The organism is Mesorhizobium sp. BR1-1-4 (genome assembly GCF_020165375.1).
Lineage (GTDB): Bacteria > Pseudomonadota > Alphaproteobacteria > Rhizobiales > Rhizobiaceae > Mesorhizobium > Mesorhizobium australicum.
This window is the reverse complement of record NZ_JAIUIB010000005.1, coordinates 106,561-121,803: the sequence shown is the minus strand read 5'-3', so window position 1 is coordinate 121,803 and position 15,243 is coordinate 106,561. Positions and strand designations below refer to the sequence as shown.

Here is a 15,243-nt window from a genome sequence, read left to right as displayed (position 1 = left end):
TGTCACCGGCCTGTCATGACCCTGCGATACCCGCTTGCGGCAAAGCAAATGGGGAATCACTTTGCCATGACGGACGTCTCCTCGGACCTGGTTTTTCGCCGCGGCAAGGAAGTTGGAAAAGCCGTCTACCAGAACCGCGCGCTTTCGAAAGCTGGCATTTCCGAGCGGCTGTTCGCCTTCCTGTTTTCCGGCCTTGTCTATCCGCAGATCTGGGAAGATCCTGACGTCGACATGGACGCGATGCAACTTGGCCAGGGTCATCGCGTCGTCACCATCGCTTCCGGCGGCTGCAACATCCTGGCCTACCTTACCCGTTCGCCGGCACGGATCGACGCTGTCGACCTCAACGCCGCTCACATCGCGCTGAACCGCATGAAGCTTGAGGCAGTCCGCCATCTGCCTTCGCAGAGCGACCTGTTCCGCTTCTTCGGCGCCGCCGACACCAGCCACAATTCGGAAGCCTACGACCGTTTCATCGCGCCGCATCTCGACCCGGTCAGCCGCCACTATTGGGAACACCGCAACTGGCGCGGCCGCCGGCGCATTGGTGTCTTCGACCGCAATTTCTACCAGACCGGCCTGCTCGGCCTGTTCATCGCCATGGGCCACCGCACGGCGAAATTGTTCGGCGTCAACCCGGCCCGCATGATGGAAGCCAGGAATATCGGCGAACAGCGCCGCTTCTTCAACGAGGAGCTGGCGCCGGTCTTCGACAGGAAGCTTCTGAAATGGGCGACCTCGCGAAAAGCCTCGCTGTTCGGTCTCGGCATCCCGCCGGCGCAGTATGACTCGCTGATCACCTCCGGCGACGGCACCATGGCCAGCGTGCTTAAGGCCCGCTTGGAAAAGCTTGCCTGCGACTTCCCCTTGGAAAACAATTACTTCGCCTGGCAGGCCTTTGCTCGCCGCTACCCGGAACCAGGCGAGGCCGCCCTGCCCGCCTATCTGGAAAAGCCCAATTACGAGACCATCCGCGGCAATGTCGACCGCGTCGCCATCCATCACGCGAACCTGATCGAATTCCTCGCCGGCAAGGATGCCGGCGCCGTCGACCGCTTCATCCTGCTCGACGCGCAGGACTGGATGACCGATGACCAGCTCAATGCACTGTGGTCGGAAATCACCCGCTCCGCCTCCACTGGGGCCCGCGTCATCTTCCGCACCGCCGCCGAGCCCAGTCTGTTGCCTGGCCGTGTCTCGACCTCTTTGCTCGACCAGTGGACCTATGAGAGCGATGCCTCGCGCGAATTCTCGGCCCGCGACCGCTCGGCCATCTATGGCGGTTTTCACCTCTATGTGAAGCGCGCGGCATGAGCACGACGGAGCTGCCGGCCAGCCACGCCGAACTGATGGACGGCGTCTACCGCTGGCAGCGCCACATCTACGACCTGACCCGCAAATACTACCTGCTCGGCCGCGACAAGCTGATATCGGGACTGGACGTGCCATCGGGCGGCACCGTACTGGAACTCGGCTGCGGCACCGGCCGCAACATCATCCTCGCCGCCCGCGCCTATCCAGACGCGCGCTTCTTCGGCCTCGATATTTCGGCCGAAATGCTGGAGACGGCAGGCGCCGCGGTTGCCCGCGAAGGCCTCTCTGATCGCGTCATGCTGGCAAGGGGCGATGCCACGGATTTCAACGCGAAGGCGCTGTTTGGCCAAGGCAGCTTCGACCGCGTCTTCGTATCCTATTCGCTGTCGATGATCCCGGGCTGGGAGAAGACGGTATCGGCGGCACTTGCCGCGCTGGCCCCGATGGGCTCGCTGCACGTCGTCGATTTCGGCCAGCAGGAAGGTCTGCCAGGCTGGTTCCGCACCTTGCTGCGCGGCTGGCTGAAAAAATTCCACGTCACGCCGCGTGAATCCCTGCGCGACGTTCTGGAATCGGAAGCCGAGCGAACCGGCGCAACCTTCCGTTTCCGCACGCTTTATCACGGTTATTCCTGGCTGGCTGTGATCAAGCTCGGCACCTGACATCGCAGACAAAACAGCCGTAGAACCCGGCGCGCTTTCGCCATCGGCGGCCCAACGCTCCAATTCCAAGGTCAATCCGGTGAACGCGATCAGCAGGGTTCGCCCTTCGCGATTGCAGAATGACCCAAAGGGTGGTACACTATCTCCATGCTGGAGATAGAAAGTGATCGTCGGGTTTCGGGACGGATGGCTGCGAGCCTTTTTCGTGGAAGACATCCATTCCCGCAACATTCCGTCCGATCTTGAAGGCCGGTTGTTCCGCAAGCTCCAGATGATCGATGACGCGACGACCGATCAGGATTTGCGCGTACCGCCGAGCAATCACTTCGAAAAGTTGCGTGGTAGTCTCGATGGCTTCCACTCAATCCGCGTCAACAACCAATGGCGGCTGATCTTTCGGTGGAATGGCGGCCGTGGTGAAGCGTCGGATATCCATCTCGACGATCATAGCTACAGATGAGACGACACATGTTGATGACCACACGCAAGCCGGCAACGGTGGGTGAAATCCTCACGGAAGAATTTATGCAACCACTTGGCCTGACACAGGCTGCTTTGGCGGAAGCGATGGGGGTTCAGCGCAAGCATGTCAACGAATTGTGCAACGACCGCCGCAACGTGACGGCCGCGACCGCGCTCATTCTGGCGCGGGTCTTTGGCAACAGCCCGGATTTCTGGCTCAACGTGCAGCGCCGCAGCGATCTTTGGCAGGTCATGAATTCACCCGAGGAGCGGGCGCGGATTGATCGCGCCAAGCCTTTGGCGACCGCGGCCTAGAAGAAACTCTACAGCAACCGACTGCCGCTTAATGCAGCGCCTTCACGAGCGCTCCCACCATTGCTTGCGGGCGGTAGTTGAACTTGGCCGGCGTTAGCCCGAGCCGCACCACCACCAATTGCTCAGACGGAATGATGGCGACGGTCTGTCCGTCATGGCCCTCCATCCAGTAAGTGTCCTTCGGCAGCCCGGCCGCGACGCCGGCGCCGGGGTTTTCCTCGTCGCCCGGCGCTTCGATCCATAACTGGCCCTTGCCGTAGACCTTCGAGGCGGATGCCGGCTCGCGCATCCATTCCACGAAGCCGGCCGGCAGGATTTGGTTGCCGTTCCATACACCGCCCTGCAGCAGGAACTGGCCGAAGCGGGCCCAGTCATGCGCTGTGGCGTAGAGATAGGACGAGCCGACGAAAGTGCCCTGCTCGTCGGTCTCGAGCACCGCGCTACGCATGCCGAGCGGCTCGAACAGCGCCATGCGCGGCCACGTCAATGCCTTGGCCTTGTCGCCGATCGCGTCCTGCCAGAGGCGCGACAGCATCACCGCCGTGCCACTCGAATAGGAAAACGTCTTGCCGACCTCACCGGTGAGGGTTTTGGTTGCGGCAAAGCCCGCCATGTCAGGTTCGAGATAGAGCATGCGCGTGACGTCGGCGACGTCGCCATAATCCTCGTTGAACTCCAGCCCGCTCGACATCGCCATCATGTCGGCAAGGCTGATCGCGGCGCGGCCGTCGGCCTTCCACGGCGTGAACAGGCCCTTGTTGTCGACCGTCATCTTCCCATCTTTGACCAGCGTGCCGACGATAGCGGCATTCACTGTCTTGGTCATCGACCAGCCGAGCAGCGGCGTCTTGGCCGAAAAACCGTCGCCGTAGCGTTCGGCGACGACGCGGCCGTTCTTGATCACCACGATCGCGCGCATGCCGGTGCCGGCCAGCGCGTCATCCCCGACGATCTTCGAGACCTCGAGATTTTGCGAGGCATCGACCCGCTCGCCCTCGGGCCACAGCGCGTCCTGATTGGCCGGCGATGGCGAGGCATGGATTGCCGTGCGCCGCGCCTTGCCGACATCGCCGTCGGGGACCGAGGCGCAGCCCAACCCGTCGCGGGCAACCGCCTCGCTCTTGCCGAGGAAGCCGAGCAGGCCGGCCGAAACCGTCCCCCGGTTCTTGTCGACCGAGACCCGCATCAAGCGCAGCAGCGGGTGGCCCGGCGCCTGCACGTCGACGGCCAGCACCTCGTTGGCATCGCGCCCGGCGATGAAGACGTTGGAGCAGACGATCTTGGCCGAATAGCCCGAGCCGACGCGGATCAGTTCCGGCGGCGCGATATAGAGCCAGGCAAACAGCGCGGCGATAGCCAGCACGATCAGACCAAGCAGCCATTTGACGATCTTGACGACGAACCGCATCCCTTGCCTCCCAGGCATTCGCCTGACGCTTATGTCATCGAATTGCCGCCATTGCTTCCGCAAAATCGGGCCTCTTGTCGACCGCCATAAACCAGATATCAACCATGATCGGCGATCACAGGGGTGCATGTCGGCCAAAAGCGCTCAGCGGTTTTGGGACAACGACATGCACGAAAAACGAATATGCCAGGCGATGCGTGGGGCGATCGCCTGGAGGGGGCCAGACCAGCTTCGGCCATCAGTGCACAGACCCATCAGCGACCGGCTGATTCCGGCTTGGAAGTTGCGATGCGCCGTCTTGCGGCCCTTTTCATGCTGACACTGCTCGGCGCCTGCTCGACCGTGGACGATCTCTCGCCGCTGTCGCCATCCGCGTCGAGCAGCCCGACGGTGGCCGTGCGCGCGCCGCGCTTTGCCGATTCAAAGCCGCATGAGTGGGACAGCGGTGCGCCGTGGAACTATGCCGTCCATGGTACCGACGTGTCCAAATACCAGACCTCGGTCGATTGGCCGGCGGCCAAGGCCAGCGGCATCTCCTTCGCCTTCATCAAGGCAACGGAAGGCGGTGACCGTTTCGATGAGTATTTCAGCGAGCACTGGGCGCGCACGAAAGCCAATGGGATTCCACGCGCGGCCTATCATTTCTTCTATTTCTGCACTCCGGCAGCCACCCAGGCGCGCTGGTTCATCCAGAATGTCCCCGTCGACCGCTCCGCCATGCCGCCGGTTCTCGACATGGAATGGAACCCGAACTCGCCGACCTGCCGGCTGCGCCCCGACGCCGCCACGGTGCGCGCGGAGATGACCACCTTCCTCGAAATCGTGGAGCGGCATTACGGCAAGAAGCCGATCATCTACACCTCGGTCGACTTCTTCGACGACAATGAACTGTCGACCTTCCGCGGCTATCCCTACTGGCTGCGCTCCGTCGCCGGACACCCGCGCGAGAAATATGGTGGCCACCCTTTCACCTTCTGGCAGTACACCGGAACCGGCATCGTTCCCGGCATGACCGGCAAGTCCGACATCAACGTCTTCAACGGCTCGGAATCCGCCTGGAACAAGTGGCTGCGGCAGAACACCCGTTGACGCCGTGGCAACGGCAGCAAGCCGCGGGAATGGGGGTTGCGGCAGATCACCCGTTGACGCCGTGGCAACGGCAGCGAAGCCGCGGGAATGGGGGTTGCGGCAGATCACCCGTTGACGCCGTGGCAACGGCAGCGAAGCCGCGGGAAAGGTGGTTGCGGCAGAAGACCCGTTGACACCGTGACAACGGCAGCGAGGCCGCGGGAATGGGGGTTGCGGCAGATCACCCGTTGACACCGTGACAACGGCAGCAAGCCGCGGGAATAGTGATTGCGACAGATCAGCCGTTGACACCGTGGCAACGGCAGCGAGGCCGCGGGAATAGTGATTGCGGCAGAAGACCCGTTGACACCGGGCCTGCCGCCTGCTTTCGACACAGCCAGCGCTAAAGGGTGCAACCGCTGGTAATTCAGGGCGTTGCGCTTTCAGGCACGACAATGCCCTCTCGTTTCGAAAGGAAGCTGATGCGACTGCGTTCCCAAGCCCTCGCGGCGCTGTTCTTGTGCGCCACGGCCTTGCCGGCGATGGCGCAGGAATGCGGCGGCGATTTCGAAACCTGGAAGCAGGGTGTGGCGGCGGAAGCCAAGGCTGCCGGTGTCGGCGCGGTCGGTCTTGATGCGCTGGAGGACGCCAGGATCGACGAGAGGGCTCTGGCGCGCGACCGTGCGCAGGGCGTCTTCACGCAGACCTTCGTCCAGTTTTCCAACCGCATGATCTCGGCTTACCGGCTGAAGCAAGGTGCGGCGAACATGAAGAAATACGCCGACATCTTCGCCCGCGCCGACCAGCAGTTCGGCGTCCAGGCCCCCGTCATCACCGCCTTCTGGGCGCTTGAAACGGATTTCGGCGCCGTGCAGGGCGATTTCCATACGCTGAGCGCATTGGTGACGCTGTCGCATGACTGCCGCCGCCCGCAGCTTTTCCGCCAGCAACTGGTGCCGCTCCTGGAACTGATCGATCGCGGCGTGCTGCCGACCGACGTCACCGGCGCCTGGGCCGGCGAGATCGGCCAGACGCAGATCCTGCCATCCGACTATCTCGCGCGGGGCATCGATGGCGACGGCGACGGCAAAATCGATCTGCGCGGCTCCGTGCCCGACGTGATCATGACCACGGGCAACAAGGTGCTGTCGCGCGGCTGGAAACGGGACGAACCCTGGATCCAGGAAGTGCGCGTGCCCGAAGAGATGCCGTGGGACCAGACCGGGCGCACCAACAAGCTGCCGCTGACGCAGTGGGCGCAGTGGGGCGTCACCAATCCCGACGGCTCGCCGCTGGCCGACAAGGGGCTGAAGGCCGGCCTGGCGCTGCCCATGGGCCGCAAGGGCCCGGCGTTCCTCACCTACGAGAATTTCGACGTCTATCTCGAATGGAACCAGTCCTTCACCTACGCGCTGACCGCGGCCAATCTCGCCGCGCGGCTGGCGGGCGCGCCGCCGCTCGACCCGCGCAATCCCGAGCCTGGCCTCAACAATGAGCAGATGAAAGAACTGCAGACCAAGCTCGAGGCCAGGGGCTACGACGTCGGCACCGTCGACGGCATTTTGGGCACCAACACCCGTGAAGCCGTCCGCAAGGAGCAGATGCGCCTCGGCATGCCGGTCGATGGCTGGCCGACCCCGGAGCTTTTGGGAAAATTGTGAAGAGAGCGAGTAGTGGGTAGTGGGTAGTGGGTAGTGGGTAGTGAGATGTAGAGATTCCCTGCTGACTACTGACTACTCATGACTACTGACTACTCACCCCTTTTTTCCTAATCCGCCATCGTCTCCAAACTTGCAAACCCCACCGGCGCGTCGCCCTCGTCGAAGGGCGTCGTGACCTCGACGAAGGTATCGGGATAGAAGCCGTTGAAGCGGGTCCTCAGCGACAGCGAATAGGCGCCGATATGGCCGATCTCGATCCAGTCGCCGGTGTCGACGGTCTCTGGCAGCCAGAACGGCCGTGACAGGATATCGACGGAATCGCAGGTCGCGCCGCAGACCTTGAACGGCACGATGTTCTTCTCATCGCCATTGCGCGTACGGATCGCCGGATCGGGGATAAACCGCGCCGGCAGCGTGATCTTGCCGGTCCAGGAATCCGACAGCGAGGCCCAGATGCCGTCATTGATGTAGAGCCGCTTGCCCTTGCGCAACAGCACGCGCACGATCAGCGACAGGCAGCGCGCCACGATCACCCGGCCCGGCTCCGCCACCAGCGGCATCTGGTCAAACTGATATTCCTTCAGGTCGCCGGAGAGCCGCGACATGATCTGGCCGAGCGACGGCATCTCGATCTGCTTGCGGTTGGGATCATGTCCGTATTCGGCCGGAAAGCCGCCGCCGACGTCGAGCCCGGCAATGTCAAAGGTCAGCCGGTTGCGCACCCAGTCGGCCGAGGCCAGCGCCCGCTCATAGGTGTCGGGATCCTCGATCTGGCTGCCGACATGGAAACACAGGCCGACCTTGTAGCCGGTGCGGTTCAGCCGCTCGGCGAGTTCGACCGCATAGGCAGGCCCGGCGCCGAATTTCTTGGACAGCTCGTAGGCGGCATGGCCCTTTGTCTGCACACGAACGAAGACGCTGACCGCGCCCGGGTCGATATCGAGCGCCCGCACCACGCGGGTCAGCTTGGTGATCTCGTCCTCATGGTCGAGCGAGATGACGCGGATGCCGTATTTCTCCAAAGCCAGCTTGATGTCCGACTGCGCCTTGACCGGATGCATGTAGAGCATCTCCGCATCGGGCGAGACGGCGCGCACGGCGGCGAACTCGCCTGGTGAAGCGACGTCGAAGGCGGTGACGCCGGCCTCGACCAGCGTCTTCAGCACGATCTGCTCGCCATTGGTCTTGACCGCGTAGGCGGTCTTGCCGGGGAACATGCCCATGAACTGCTTCGCATCCGCCTTCAAGACCTGCGGGCGGAAGCAGTAGACCGGGTCGTCCGGGCGAAGCGCCAGTGCAGCCTCGCTTGCATTCTCGAATCGCTGCATGGACGAATCCTCGACTTCAGCTCGCACAATTAATCCAAGCTAGCGGCTAGCGCATGACCCCGAAAGTTAATTTCGACTTCGGAAGGGATCATGCGCCAGGGATGAGCCTTGCAAGCGTCCTTTGCGCATCTCTGGAGGCGCGCGGTGCTGCAACGAAAACAATTCTGTGTCTCGTGCTCCTGCGGCACAGCACTGGCTTTTGCCGAAAGGCTTGGCTGCCGGTCGGGTTTCGGGTGGCCCTTGCCGCCGAACCAGATATGGCTTCCGCCTGTCGGCTGGCATTCCGGCTGTCTGGGGGAGGATTTATATGGCAGTGACCGCTGCATCTGCGCCACGCGGACCGATGACGCTCAGGGACTGGGGGCAGTTGCTGTTGCTCGGCGCCATCTGGGGCGGCTCGTTCTTCTTCGCCCGCATCGCGGTGGCGGAACTCCAACCGCTGGTGCTGGTGCTGTTTCGCGTCGCCATCGCGGCGATAGCCCTGCAGCTCTATCTCGGCTTGCGCGGACCGTCCTTCCGCCTCGCTCTGCCGCATGCCGGCCTGTTCTTCCTGCTGGCCTTCACCAACAATGTCATCCCCTTCTCGCTGATCTTTGCCGGTCAAACCCAATTGGGGGCCGGCGTCGCCTCCGTCCTCAACGCCACGACGCCGTTCTGGACGCTGATCCTGGCCAACGCGTTGACATCAGATGAAAAGCTGTCCTGGAACAAGCTCGCCGGCATCGGGCTCGGTGTCGCCGGCACGGCCGTGATGATCGGTCCCGGCCTGCTGGCGGGGCTCGGCGGCCCTGTCTGGGCCAAATTCGCGCTGATCGGCGCCTCGCTTTCCTATGGCATCGCGCTGATGGTCGCCCGCCGTTTCAAGGGCGTGCCCTCGCCGGTCGTCGCCACCGGGCAGTTGACGGCTTCGACCATCATCATGATCCCGATCGTGCTCTTCGCCCATGGCCCGGCCGGCCTGTTCTCCGCCTCGCCGCCGGTGTGGGCGGCAGTGCTGGCGCTGGCGCTTCTGTCGACAGCCTTCGCCTACATCCTCTACTTCAACCTTGTCGCCTCGGCCGGAGCCACCAACGCCTCGCTGGTCACGCTGATCGTGCCGGCCAGTGCCATGCTGCTCGGCTTTCTTTTCCTTGGCGAGCGGCTGGAATTGTTCGAGATCGGCGGTGTGGTGCTGATCGGACTTGGTCTTCTGACAATCGACGGGCGAGTGTTCGGACGGCGTTAGAGCTCGGCATGTGCAATCGCGAAAGTCGGAGGCGAGTTTCGCGGGGGTAGCGCTGCCACGACACAGCATCGACACGCCACCGCCATAATTTATTCACAGGCATGAAGCGGGTTTTTGCCAAGGAGTTTCAACGGCTAACGGCGAAACCGAAGTCGCAAAATCCACAATCACGTCGCAATGCAGCACATTTTCCGCTTGCCTGTGGCACAAATGAACCTAGACTCCAGGGCATAGCTCTTTAAGAGGAGGCTATGTCATGGGACTTACGAGGCCAATCAACGCATTGATGATTTGTGCTGCGTTTGCTTTCATCGGCGCCCTCATTATCGGCGTCCTTCCCTGAACCCGCCAAGACGGGGAAGACCAGCACCAAATAGTCCAACCGATTCGAAAGGCCGGGTTTTTACCCGGCCTTTTGCTTACCTGACTGACCCTCAGGCAGCAGCGGAGCCCGCCACCTCATGCGAGCGGATGCCGATCATATGGCAGACCGCGAAGACGAGGTCGGCCCGGTTCATTGTGTAGAAGTGGAAATCGCCCACGCCGCGCTCGACCAGGTCCAGAACCTGTTCGGCGGCCACGGCGGATGCCACCAGCGCATGCGTTTGAGGGTCGTTCTGCAGGCCGTCGAAACGCTCGGCCAGCCATGCCGGCACCAGCGCGCCGCAGCGCGCCGAGAAATTGGCGACCTGGGTGAAATTGTGCACCGGCAGGATGCCGGGAACGATCGGGATGTAGATGCCGGCGCGGCGCGCGCGCTCGACGTAACGTTCGTAGAGATCGTTGTCGAAGAAGAACTGGGTGATCGCCCGCGTCGCGCCGTTGTCGACCTTGCGCTTCAGCATGTCGATGTCGGTGGCGAAGTCAGGGCTTTCCGGATGCTTTTCCGGATAGGCCGAAACCGAGATGTCGAAATCGCCGGCGTCCTTCAGCGCCCCGACCAGCTCGGCGCCGTTGGCGTAGCCGTCCGGATGCGGTCGGTAGGCGGCGCCGACGCCTTCCGCCGGATCGCCGCGCAAGGCGACGAAGCGTTTCACCCCCATGTCGGTGAATTCCTGGATCACGGCGTCGACCTGATGGCGAGCGGCGTCGACGCAAGTCATGTGCGCGGCCGGCGTCAGGCTGGTCTCCTTCAGGATACGGCCGATGGTGCGAGCCGTGCGCTCACGCGTCGAACCGCCGGCGCCATAGGTCACCGAGACGAATTTCGGCTGCAGCGGCTCGAGCCTTGTGACCGTATCCCACAGTCTTGCCTCCATCTCGTCGTTCTTCGGCGGGAAGAACTCGAACGAAACCCTGACCTTGTCGCCGATATCGGGCCGGCGGGAAAAACGAAACTGGTTCATCAGGCGATTTCCCCTATCGAGCTCACTCTGGTCTGCTGGCTGGCATTGGCAGGATCGGCGATCAACAGGCGCCGGTCGCGGCCAAGCCAAAGCTTGACGGTGAGCCTGGCCTCGTTGCCGCCGCGCGGTTCGAACTCCTGGGCATCCTCGAGATCGAGGCCGGCTTCGGAGAACCATTCTCCGATCTGCCGGTCGGAAAAGCCCAGCCGCATATGCGCATGCTCGTCGCGCAGGAATTCCAGTGTGTGCGGCGCGAAATCGACGATGACGAGACGGCCGGCCGGGCGAAGCAGCCGCGCCGCCTCATGGATGGCGCGGGCTGGATCGTCGAGATAGTGCAGCACCTGGTGGATGGTGACGAGATCGAAGGCATCGCGCTCGACAGGCGGCGAAAAGATATCGCCCTGCCGGACCTGCGCATTAGAAACGCCGGCCTTGTCGAGATTGGCGCGCGCCACGGTCAGCATCTCTCGCGACATGTCGATGCCGATCCCCCGCCGGTAGAGCGGCGAGAAGATTTCGAGCAGCCGCCCGGTGCCGGTGCCAAGGTCGAGCATGGACTGGAACGGCCGCTTGCCGACCAGCTTCAGCATCGCGGCCTCCACCGCACGGTCGGGCACATGCAGCGAGCGGATATGATCCCAGCTTGCGGCGTTCTGCGAAAAGTACGCGGTGGCGCGGTCCTGGCGCTTGCGCTTGACCGAGGTCAGTCGCTCCAGATCGCGCTCGACCTGCGGATCGGCGCCGCGAATGCCGGCAACCAGCCTCATCACGAAGTCTCGCGCCGAATCGGCGTCCGACAGGCGGAAGAACGCCCACGACCCTTCCTGGTAGCGGCCGATCAGCCCCGCCTCGAGCAGCAGCTTCAGGTGGCGCGAGACACGCGGCTGCGACTGGCCGAGAATTTCGGTAAGGTCGGAAACGGTGAGGTCGCCACGCGACAACAATGCCAATATGCGCAGGCGGCTGGATTCGGCCGCCGCCTTCAGCGTATCCACCATGGTGTCGAGCGAGACATGCATCAGCGTATTCTCTTTGAAAAGATATAAACATATGTTTATGTCGAATTCGGCGACCTTGCAAGCGCTATGTCGCTTCCGGACCAGAAAATGCCGCATGCGTGATTTCCCGGTCCGGATCAGCCCGAAACGTCTAGCGGTTTTGAGACAATGGCATGCACCAGCACAGAGACAGGCAATGACCGAACCGCGTGAGATGTTCGAGGCTCGCGAAGGCGAGCAGAGACTGGACCAGGATCCGGCCTTGATGCCGCCGGACGCCGGCATCGTCTTCATCGGCCGTATTGCCTCGCCGTGGACCACCCGGGATAGCTGCCCGAAGAACATGCGCGCGGCGCGCGAGGCGGGACAGCCCGCGGCGCTGACCATCGATGCGCCCTATCGTGCGGGCCTTCGCGGGCTGGAGCGGGCCAGCCACGTCGTCATCCTGTCCTGGCTGCACCACGCGCCGCGGAATCTGATTGTGCAAAAACCCCGCCATGCGGCTGAAGCGAAAGGCGTGTTCGGCCTGCGCTCCCCTGCCCGGCCGAACCCGGTCGGCCTGCACATGGCCAAACTCGTCGGATTGGACATCGGCACCGGGCGCATCGGCCTCGACGCCATCGACGTGCTCGACGGCACGCCGGTCATCGACATCAAACCATATTTCGCCTCGACCGATGCCTTTGCCGATGCGACCGTTGAGGGGCGCGGGGAGCAATGACCGCGCCCACCGGCCGCCGCCGCGCCATAGCCAAGGCTTTGACAGCACTTCTGCCGCTGGCGCCCTATGCCGACATGGAGAAGATCCGCACCGACGCCGGCTCGGTCCACATGAAAACCTTGCCGCCGACGATCGCGGTATGGCTGGCGACGATCGCCCACATCCGCCACATGCACACCGATTACGAAAAGCTGCTAGCCGAGGGGTATGACCGCGACTCCGCCCGTTTCTTCGTCATCGAGCAAACCAACACCATGCTCACGCGCTGGCGCGCCACGCGCCTGCTCGACGCCGACGACGAGGAGGAATGACGCCACTGCCGGGGAGATGGCGCTCTGCGTCTTGTTCAAAAAGATTCCCCCTCGCCTCTGGAAAATCACGGAACAGGCCGTATATGCCCGAAAGCGGAGAAGCCTCCGCTTCCATCCAGAAATTGCGCCCCGCAGGGGCAAGGATTCCACATCATGACATCAAAGGTTTGGTTCATCACCGGATCGTCGAAAGGCTTTGGCCGCGTCTGGGCCGAGGCCGCACTGGCGCGTGGCGACCGCGTTGCAGCGACCGCCCGCGACACCGGCACGCTCGCCGATCTCGTCGATAGATACGGCGACAACATCGCCGCCATAAAGCTCGACGTCACCGACAAGAAAGCCGTCGATGCCGCTGTCGCCGAGGCGCACAAGCGCTTTGGCCGGCTCGACGTCGTCATCAACAATGCCGGCTACGGCCATTTCGGCGCAATCGAGGAAGTCAGCGAACAGGAAGCCCGCGACCAGATCGAGACCAATGTGTTCGGCGCGCTATGGGTCACCCAGGCCGCCCTGCCGATCATGCGGGCGCAGCGCTCAGGCCACATCATCCAGATCTCGTCGATCGGCGGCGTCAACGCCTTTGCCTCGCTCGGCCTCTACCATGCCTCGAAATGGGCGCTGGAAGCCTTCAGCCAGTCGCTCAGCATCGAGGTCGCGGAATTCGGCATTAATGTCACGCTGGTCGAGCCGGGCGGCTTCTCCACCGACTGGTCGGGAGCATCGGCCAAGGTCTCCAAGCCGATCGAGGCCTATGCGCCCGCCCGCGCCAAGATGGCCGAGCGCCGCGCCAACTCGGTTGCTGGCGATCCCGAGGCGACCGGGCCGGCGATGCTGGCCATCGTCGATGCGGCAGAGCCGCCGCTGAGGGTGTTCTTCGGCGATGGCGGCCTGCCGATGATACGCCAGGAATACGCCAACCGCCTCGCCACCTGGGACAAATGGGACCACGTCTCCGTCATGGCGCAAGGCGTCAACAAGAACCGCAAGGGCTGACACCCAAAATAATAGTTACGCCGCTACTGAGCGGCGTAGCTATGCCTTGTAAATCCATTGCTCCGGCACACGCACCGAAATCTCTTCGCCGACCCTGACCACGCCGGGTTTTTCAACCCAGGCGACAAGGCCACGCAGCCGCTTCGCCGTCTGCGGGAAGAGCAGCGCGGCCGCATCGCGATCCGATGCATGGACATGCGTGGCGATGGATTGCCCGGCGACCCGGCACGGCTTGTTCTGCGCGTCGATTTTGATCGTCACGCCCCCTTGGAAGAACATCAGTGAGCCGGCCGGCAGCATCGACAGACGTGGCACGCCCCCGATCAGCATATTGGCGCCGATCCATTCCGGCTTGATCTCCTTCAGGCCCATGCGCTCGGCGACGATCGAAAGCTCGTCCGCGGCGACCAGCGACAATTGCCGCTCGTTGCGCATCTCCGTGCCGCGCGGATACCAAGGCTCGCGCCCACCGGAACGCCGCGTCGTTCCGGAATGGAAGTCATGTGCGATTCCGTCGAAGCCAAGATGCAATTCCTCGACGGCTTTCGTCTCGAAATGATCGGACGGAGCGGCATAGAGCGCTACTGCCTTTGCCGTCAGCTTACGGCCCGGGACGATGTCGATCGTGGGCTCGGCAGTTGGAAAAAGTTCTAGGTTTGTTTCCTGCATGCTGCTGGTCTAGAGGCCTCGGACAATGCGGTCCAGTCGAAAGCGCTGATGATCCGATCACTGCGTTTGATGCCGATCACGACGTTATTACCGGAAATGCCGTCATGTTGCAGCGAGCGCATCCCATTGCCGCCGCGCCGCCTATATATATTCGGCGCCAGTCGGGAGGAGGAGGTTCGGCATGCAGGTTGGACACGCCATCGCAGCGCTCTGGCTGTTCTGGGTGGTATCCTGGATCGTCGCTGCATCCTGGGCCGATCCAGCCCAAAAGCGCGCCACCATCGGGGCGGAGGCCCGCTATCGCGTCTTCTGGCTGGCCGGCACCGTCCTGCTGTTCGTTCCGGCGCACAGCTATCAAGGCAGGCTGAGATTGTGGACGCCGACCCTTGCCGAAGCCTGGGTCTGCGTTTCCCTGATCGCGGTCGGCATCGGCTTCGCGTGGTGGGCGCGCATCCATCTCGGGCGGTTGTGGTCCGCCACGGTCACAGCCAAGGCGGATCATCGCGTGGTCGACACCGGCCCCTATCGCCTGGTGCGGCATCCGATCTATACCGGGCTGCTGCTGGCTGTGCTTGCCACCATGGCGGCAAAGGGCACGGTCTGGGGCATTGCAGGTACAGCCCTGCTCATCACCGGCGTCGTCATCAAGGCGAGACTGGAGGAGCATTTCCTGCGCGACGAACTCGGACCCGCCTATGACGATTACGCCAAGCGGGTGCCGATGCTGGTTCCCTTCACGCCGGCCTAGCGCGGCATCAC

Annotated in this window: 16 protein-coding genes; 11 read left to right on the top strand and 5 right to left on the bottom strand. The window is 63.1% G+C overall.

Going from position 1 to position 15,243, the window contains the following annotated elements; genetic code table 11:
• The first annotated feature begins 15 nt into the window (after nucleotides 1-15).
• The 4 genes from LB571_RS12325 (at nucleotide 16) to LB571_RS12310 (ending at nucleotide 2,753) form a co-directional block, all read left to right on the top strand.
• Nucleotides 16-1,314, top strand: coding sequence for a DUF3419 family protein (locus tag LB571_RS12325; protein WP_224594766.1), 1,299 nt, complete (start codon nucleotides 16-18; stop codon nucleotides 1,312-1,314).
• Nucleotides 1,311-1,976 (top strand): class I SAM-dependent methyltransferase, encoded by a 666-nt coding sequence (locus tag LB571_RS12320; protein ID WP_140714561.1) that lies wholly within the window; start codon nucleotides 1,311-1,313, stop codon nucleotides 1,974-1,976. Before LB571_RS12325 ends, LB571_RS12320 begins: the two co-directional genes overlap by 4 nt.
• Before the next feature lie 163 nt (nucleotides 1,977-2,139).
• Complete coding sequence (locus tag LB571_RS12315; RefSeq protein ID WP_140615608.1) at nucleotides 2,140-2,436, top strand: type II toxin-antitoxin system RelE/ParE family toxin; 297 nt, start codon at nucleotides 2,140-2,142, stop codon at nucleotides 2,434-2,436.
• 8 nt (nucleotides 2,437-2,444) lie between these two features.
• Entirely contained in the window at nucleotides 2,445-2,753 is a 309-nt protein-coding gene (locus LB571_RS12310; RefSeq protein ID WP_015317189.1) for a HigA family addiction module antitoxin, read from the top strand.
• 28 nt (nucleotides 2,754-2,781) lie between these two features.
• On the opposite strand, the gene LB571_RS12305 is transcribed toward LB571_RS12310, so the two are convergent.
• On the bottom strand, nucleotides 2,782-4,161 hold the full coding sequence (locus tag LB571_RS12305) for a serine hydrolase domain-containing protein (protein ID WP_140615606.1): 1,380 nt from the start codon (nucleotides 4,159-4,161) through the stop codon (nucleotides 2,782-2,784).
• 288 nt (nucleotides 4,162-4,449) lie between these two features.
• Between LB571_RS12305 and LB571_RS12300 the strand changes: the two genes are divergently transcribed.
• Together LB571_RS12300 and LB571_RS12295 are read left to right on the top strand one after the other, a co-directional pair.
• Entirely contained in the window at nucleotides 4,450-5,250 is an 801-nt protein-coding gene (locus LB571_RS12300) for a GH25 family lysozyme (protein ID WP_140714557.1), read from the top strand.
• 461 nt (nucleotides 5,251-5,711) lie between these two features.
• The gene (locus LB571_RS12295) at nucleotides 5,712-6,890 is read left to right on the top strand and encodes a lytic murein transglycosylase (protein ID WP_224594763.1); all 1,179 of its coding nucleotides are present in this window, start codon (nucleotides 5,712-5,714) and stop codon (nucleotides 6,888-6,890) included.
• A 107-nt stretch (nucleotides 6,891-6,997) separates the two neighbouring features.
• Here the strand turns inward: LB571_RS12295 and LB571_RS12290 are convergent, their stop codons facing one another.
• Nucleotides 6,998-8,218 carry an alanine racemase gene (locus LB571_RS12290; protein ID WP_140615602.1) on the bottom strand — a complete coding sequence of 407 codons (1,221 nt, stop codon included), beginning with the start codon at nucleotides 8,216-8,218 and terminating at the stop codon, nucleotides 6,998-7,000.
• A 307-nt stretch (nucleotides 8,219-8,525) separates the two neighbouring features.
• Here LB571_RS12290 and LB571_RS12285 point away from each other — a divergent pair, with 307 nt between their 5' ends.
• Nucleotides 8,526-9,443, top strand: coding sequence for a DMT family transporter (locus LB571_RS12285; RefSeq protein ID WP_140665269.1), 918 nt, complete (start codon nucleotides 8,526-8,528; stop codon nucleotides 9,441-9,443).
• Between the two features lie 434 nt (nucleotides 9,444-9,877).
• On the opposite strand, the gene metF is transcribed toward LB571_RS12285, so the two are convergent.
• Together metF and LB571_RS12275 are read right to left on the bottom strand one after the other, a co-directional pair.
• Nucleotides 9,878-10,789: a methylenetetrahydrofolate reductase [NAD(P)H] gene (gene metF / locus LB571_RS12280; protein ID WP_023769638.1), complete on the bottom strand. Its 912-nt coding sequence runs from the start codon at nucleotides 10,787-10,789 to the stop codon at nucleotides 9,878-9,880.
• On the bottom strand, nucleotides 10,789-11,811 hold the full coding sequence (locus tag LB571_RS12275; RefSeq protein WP_015317182.1) for an ArsR/SmtB family transcription factor: 1,023 nt from the start codon (nucleotides 11,809-11,811) through the stop codon (nucleotides 10,789-10,791). The genes metF and LB571_RS12275 overlap by 1 nt, the downstream gene beginning before the upstream one ends.
• Nucleotides 11,812-12,004: 193 nt before the next feature.
• Here LB571_RS12275 and tsaA point away from each other — a divergent pair, with 193 nt between their 5' ends.
• The 3 genes from tsaA to LB571_RS12260 all read left to right on the top strand — a co-directional run bounded on the left by tsaA (nucleotide 12,005) and on the right by LB571_RS12260 (nucleotide 13,815).
• Nucleotides 12,005-12,511, top strand: a complete 507-nt coding sequence (tsaA, locus tag LB571_RS12270) for a tRNA (N6-threonylcarbamoyladenosine(37)-N6)-methyltransferase TrmO (RefSeq protein WP_224594758.1) — start codon at nucleotides 12,005-12,007, stop codon at nucleotides 12,509-12,511.
• Nucleotides 12,508-12,822, top strand: a complete 315-nt coding sequence (locus LB571_RS12265; protein ID WP_140714547.1) for a DUF2293 domain-containing protein — start codon at nucleotides 12,508-12,510, stop codon at nucleotides 12,820-12,822. Before tsaA ends, LB571_RS12265 begins: the two co-directional genes overlap by 4 nt.
• A 153-nt stretch (nucleotides 12,823-12,975) precedes the next feature.
• A complete protein-coding gene (locus LB571_RS12260; RefSeq protein WP_224594755.1) occupies nucleotides 12,976-13,815 on the top strand; it encodes an SDR family oxidoreductase in 840 nt (279 codons plus the stop codon).
• A 39-nt stretch (nucleotides 13,816-13,854) separates the two neighbouring features.
• On the opposite strand, the gene LB571_RS12255 is transcribed toward LB571_RS12260, so the two are convergent.
• The gene (locus tag LB571_RS12255; protein WP_224594751.1) at nucleotides 13,855-14,484 is read right to left on the bottom strand and encodes an MOSC domain-containing protein; all 630 of its coding nucleotides are present in this window, start codon (nucleotides 14,482-14,484) and stop codon (nucleotides 13,855-13,857) included.
• Between the two features lie 181 nt (nucleotides 14,485-14,665).
• On the opposite strand from LB571_RS12255, the gene LB571_RS12250 reads away from it, so the two are divergent.
• Nucleotides 14,666-15,232 (top strand): methyltransferase family protein, encoded by a 567-nt coding sequence (locus LB571_RS12250; protein WP_224594749.1) that lies wholly within the window; start codon nucleotides 14,666-14,668, stop codon nucleotides 15,230-15,232.
• Nucleotides 15,233-15,243: the final 11 nt, after the last annotated feature.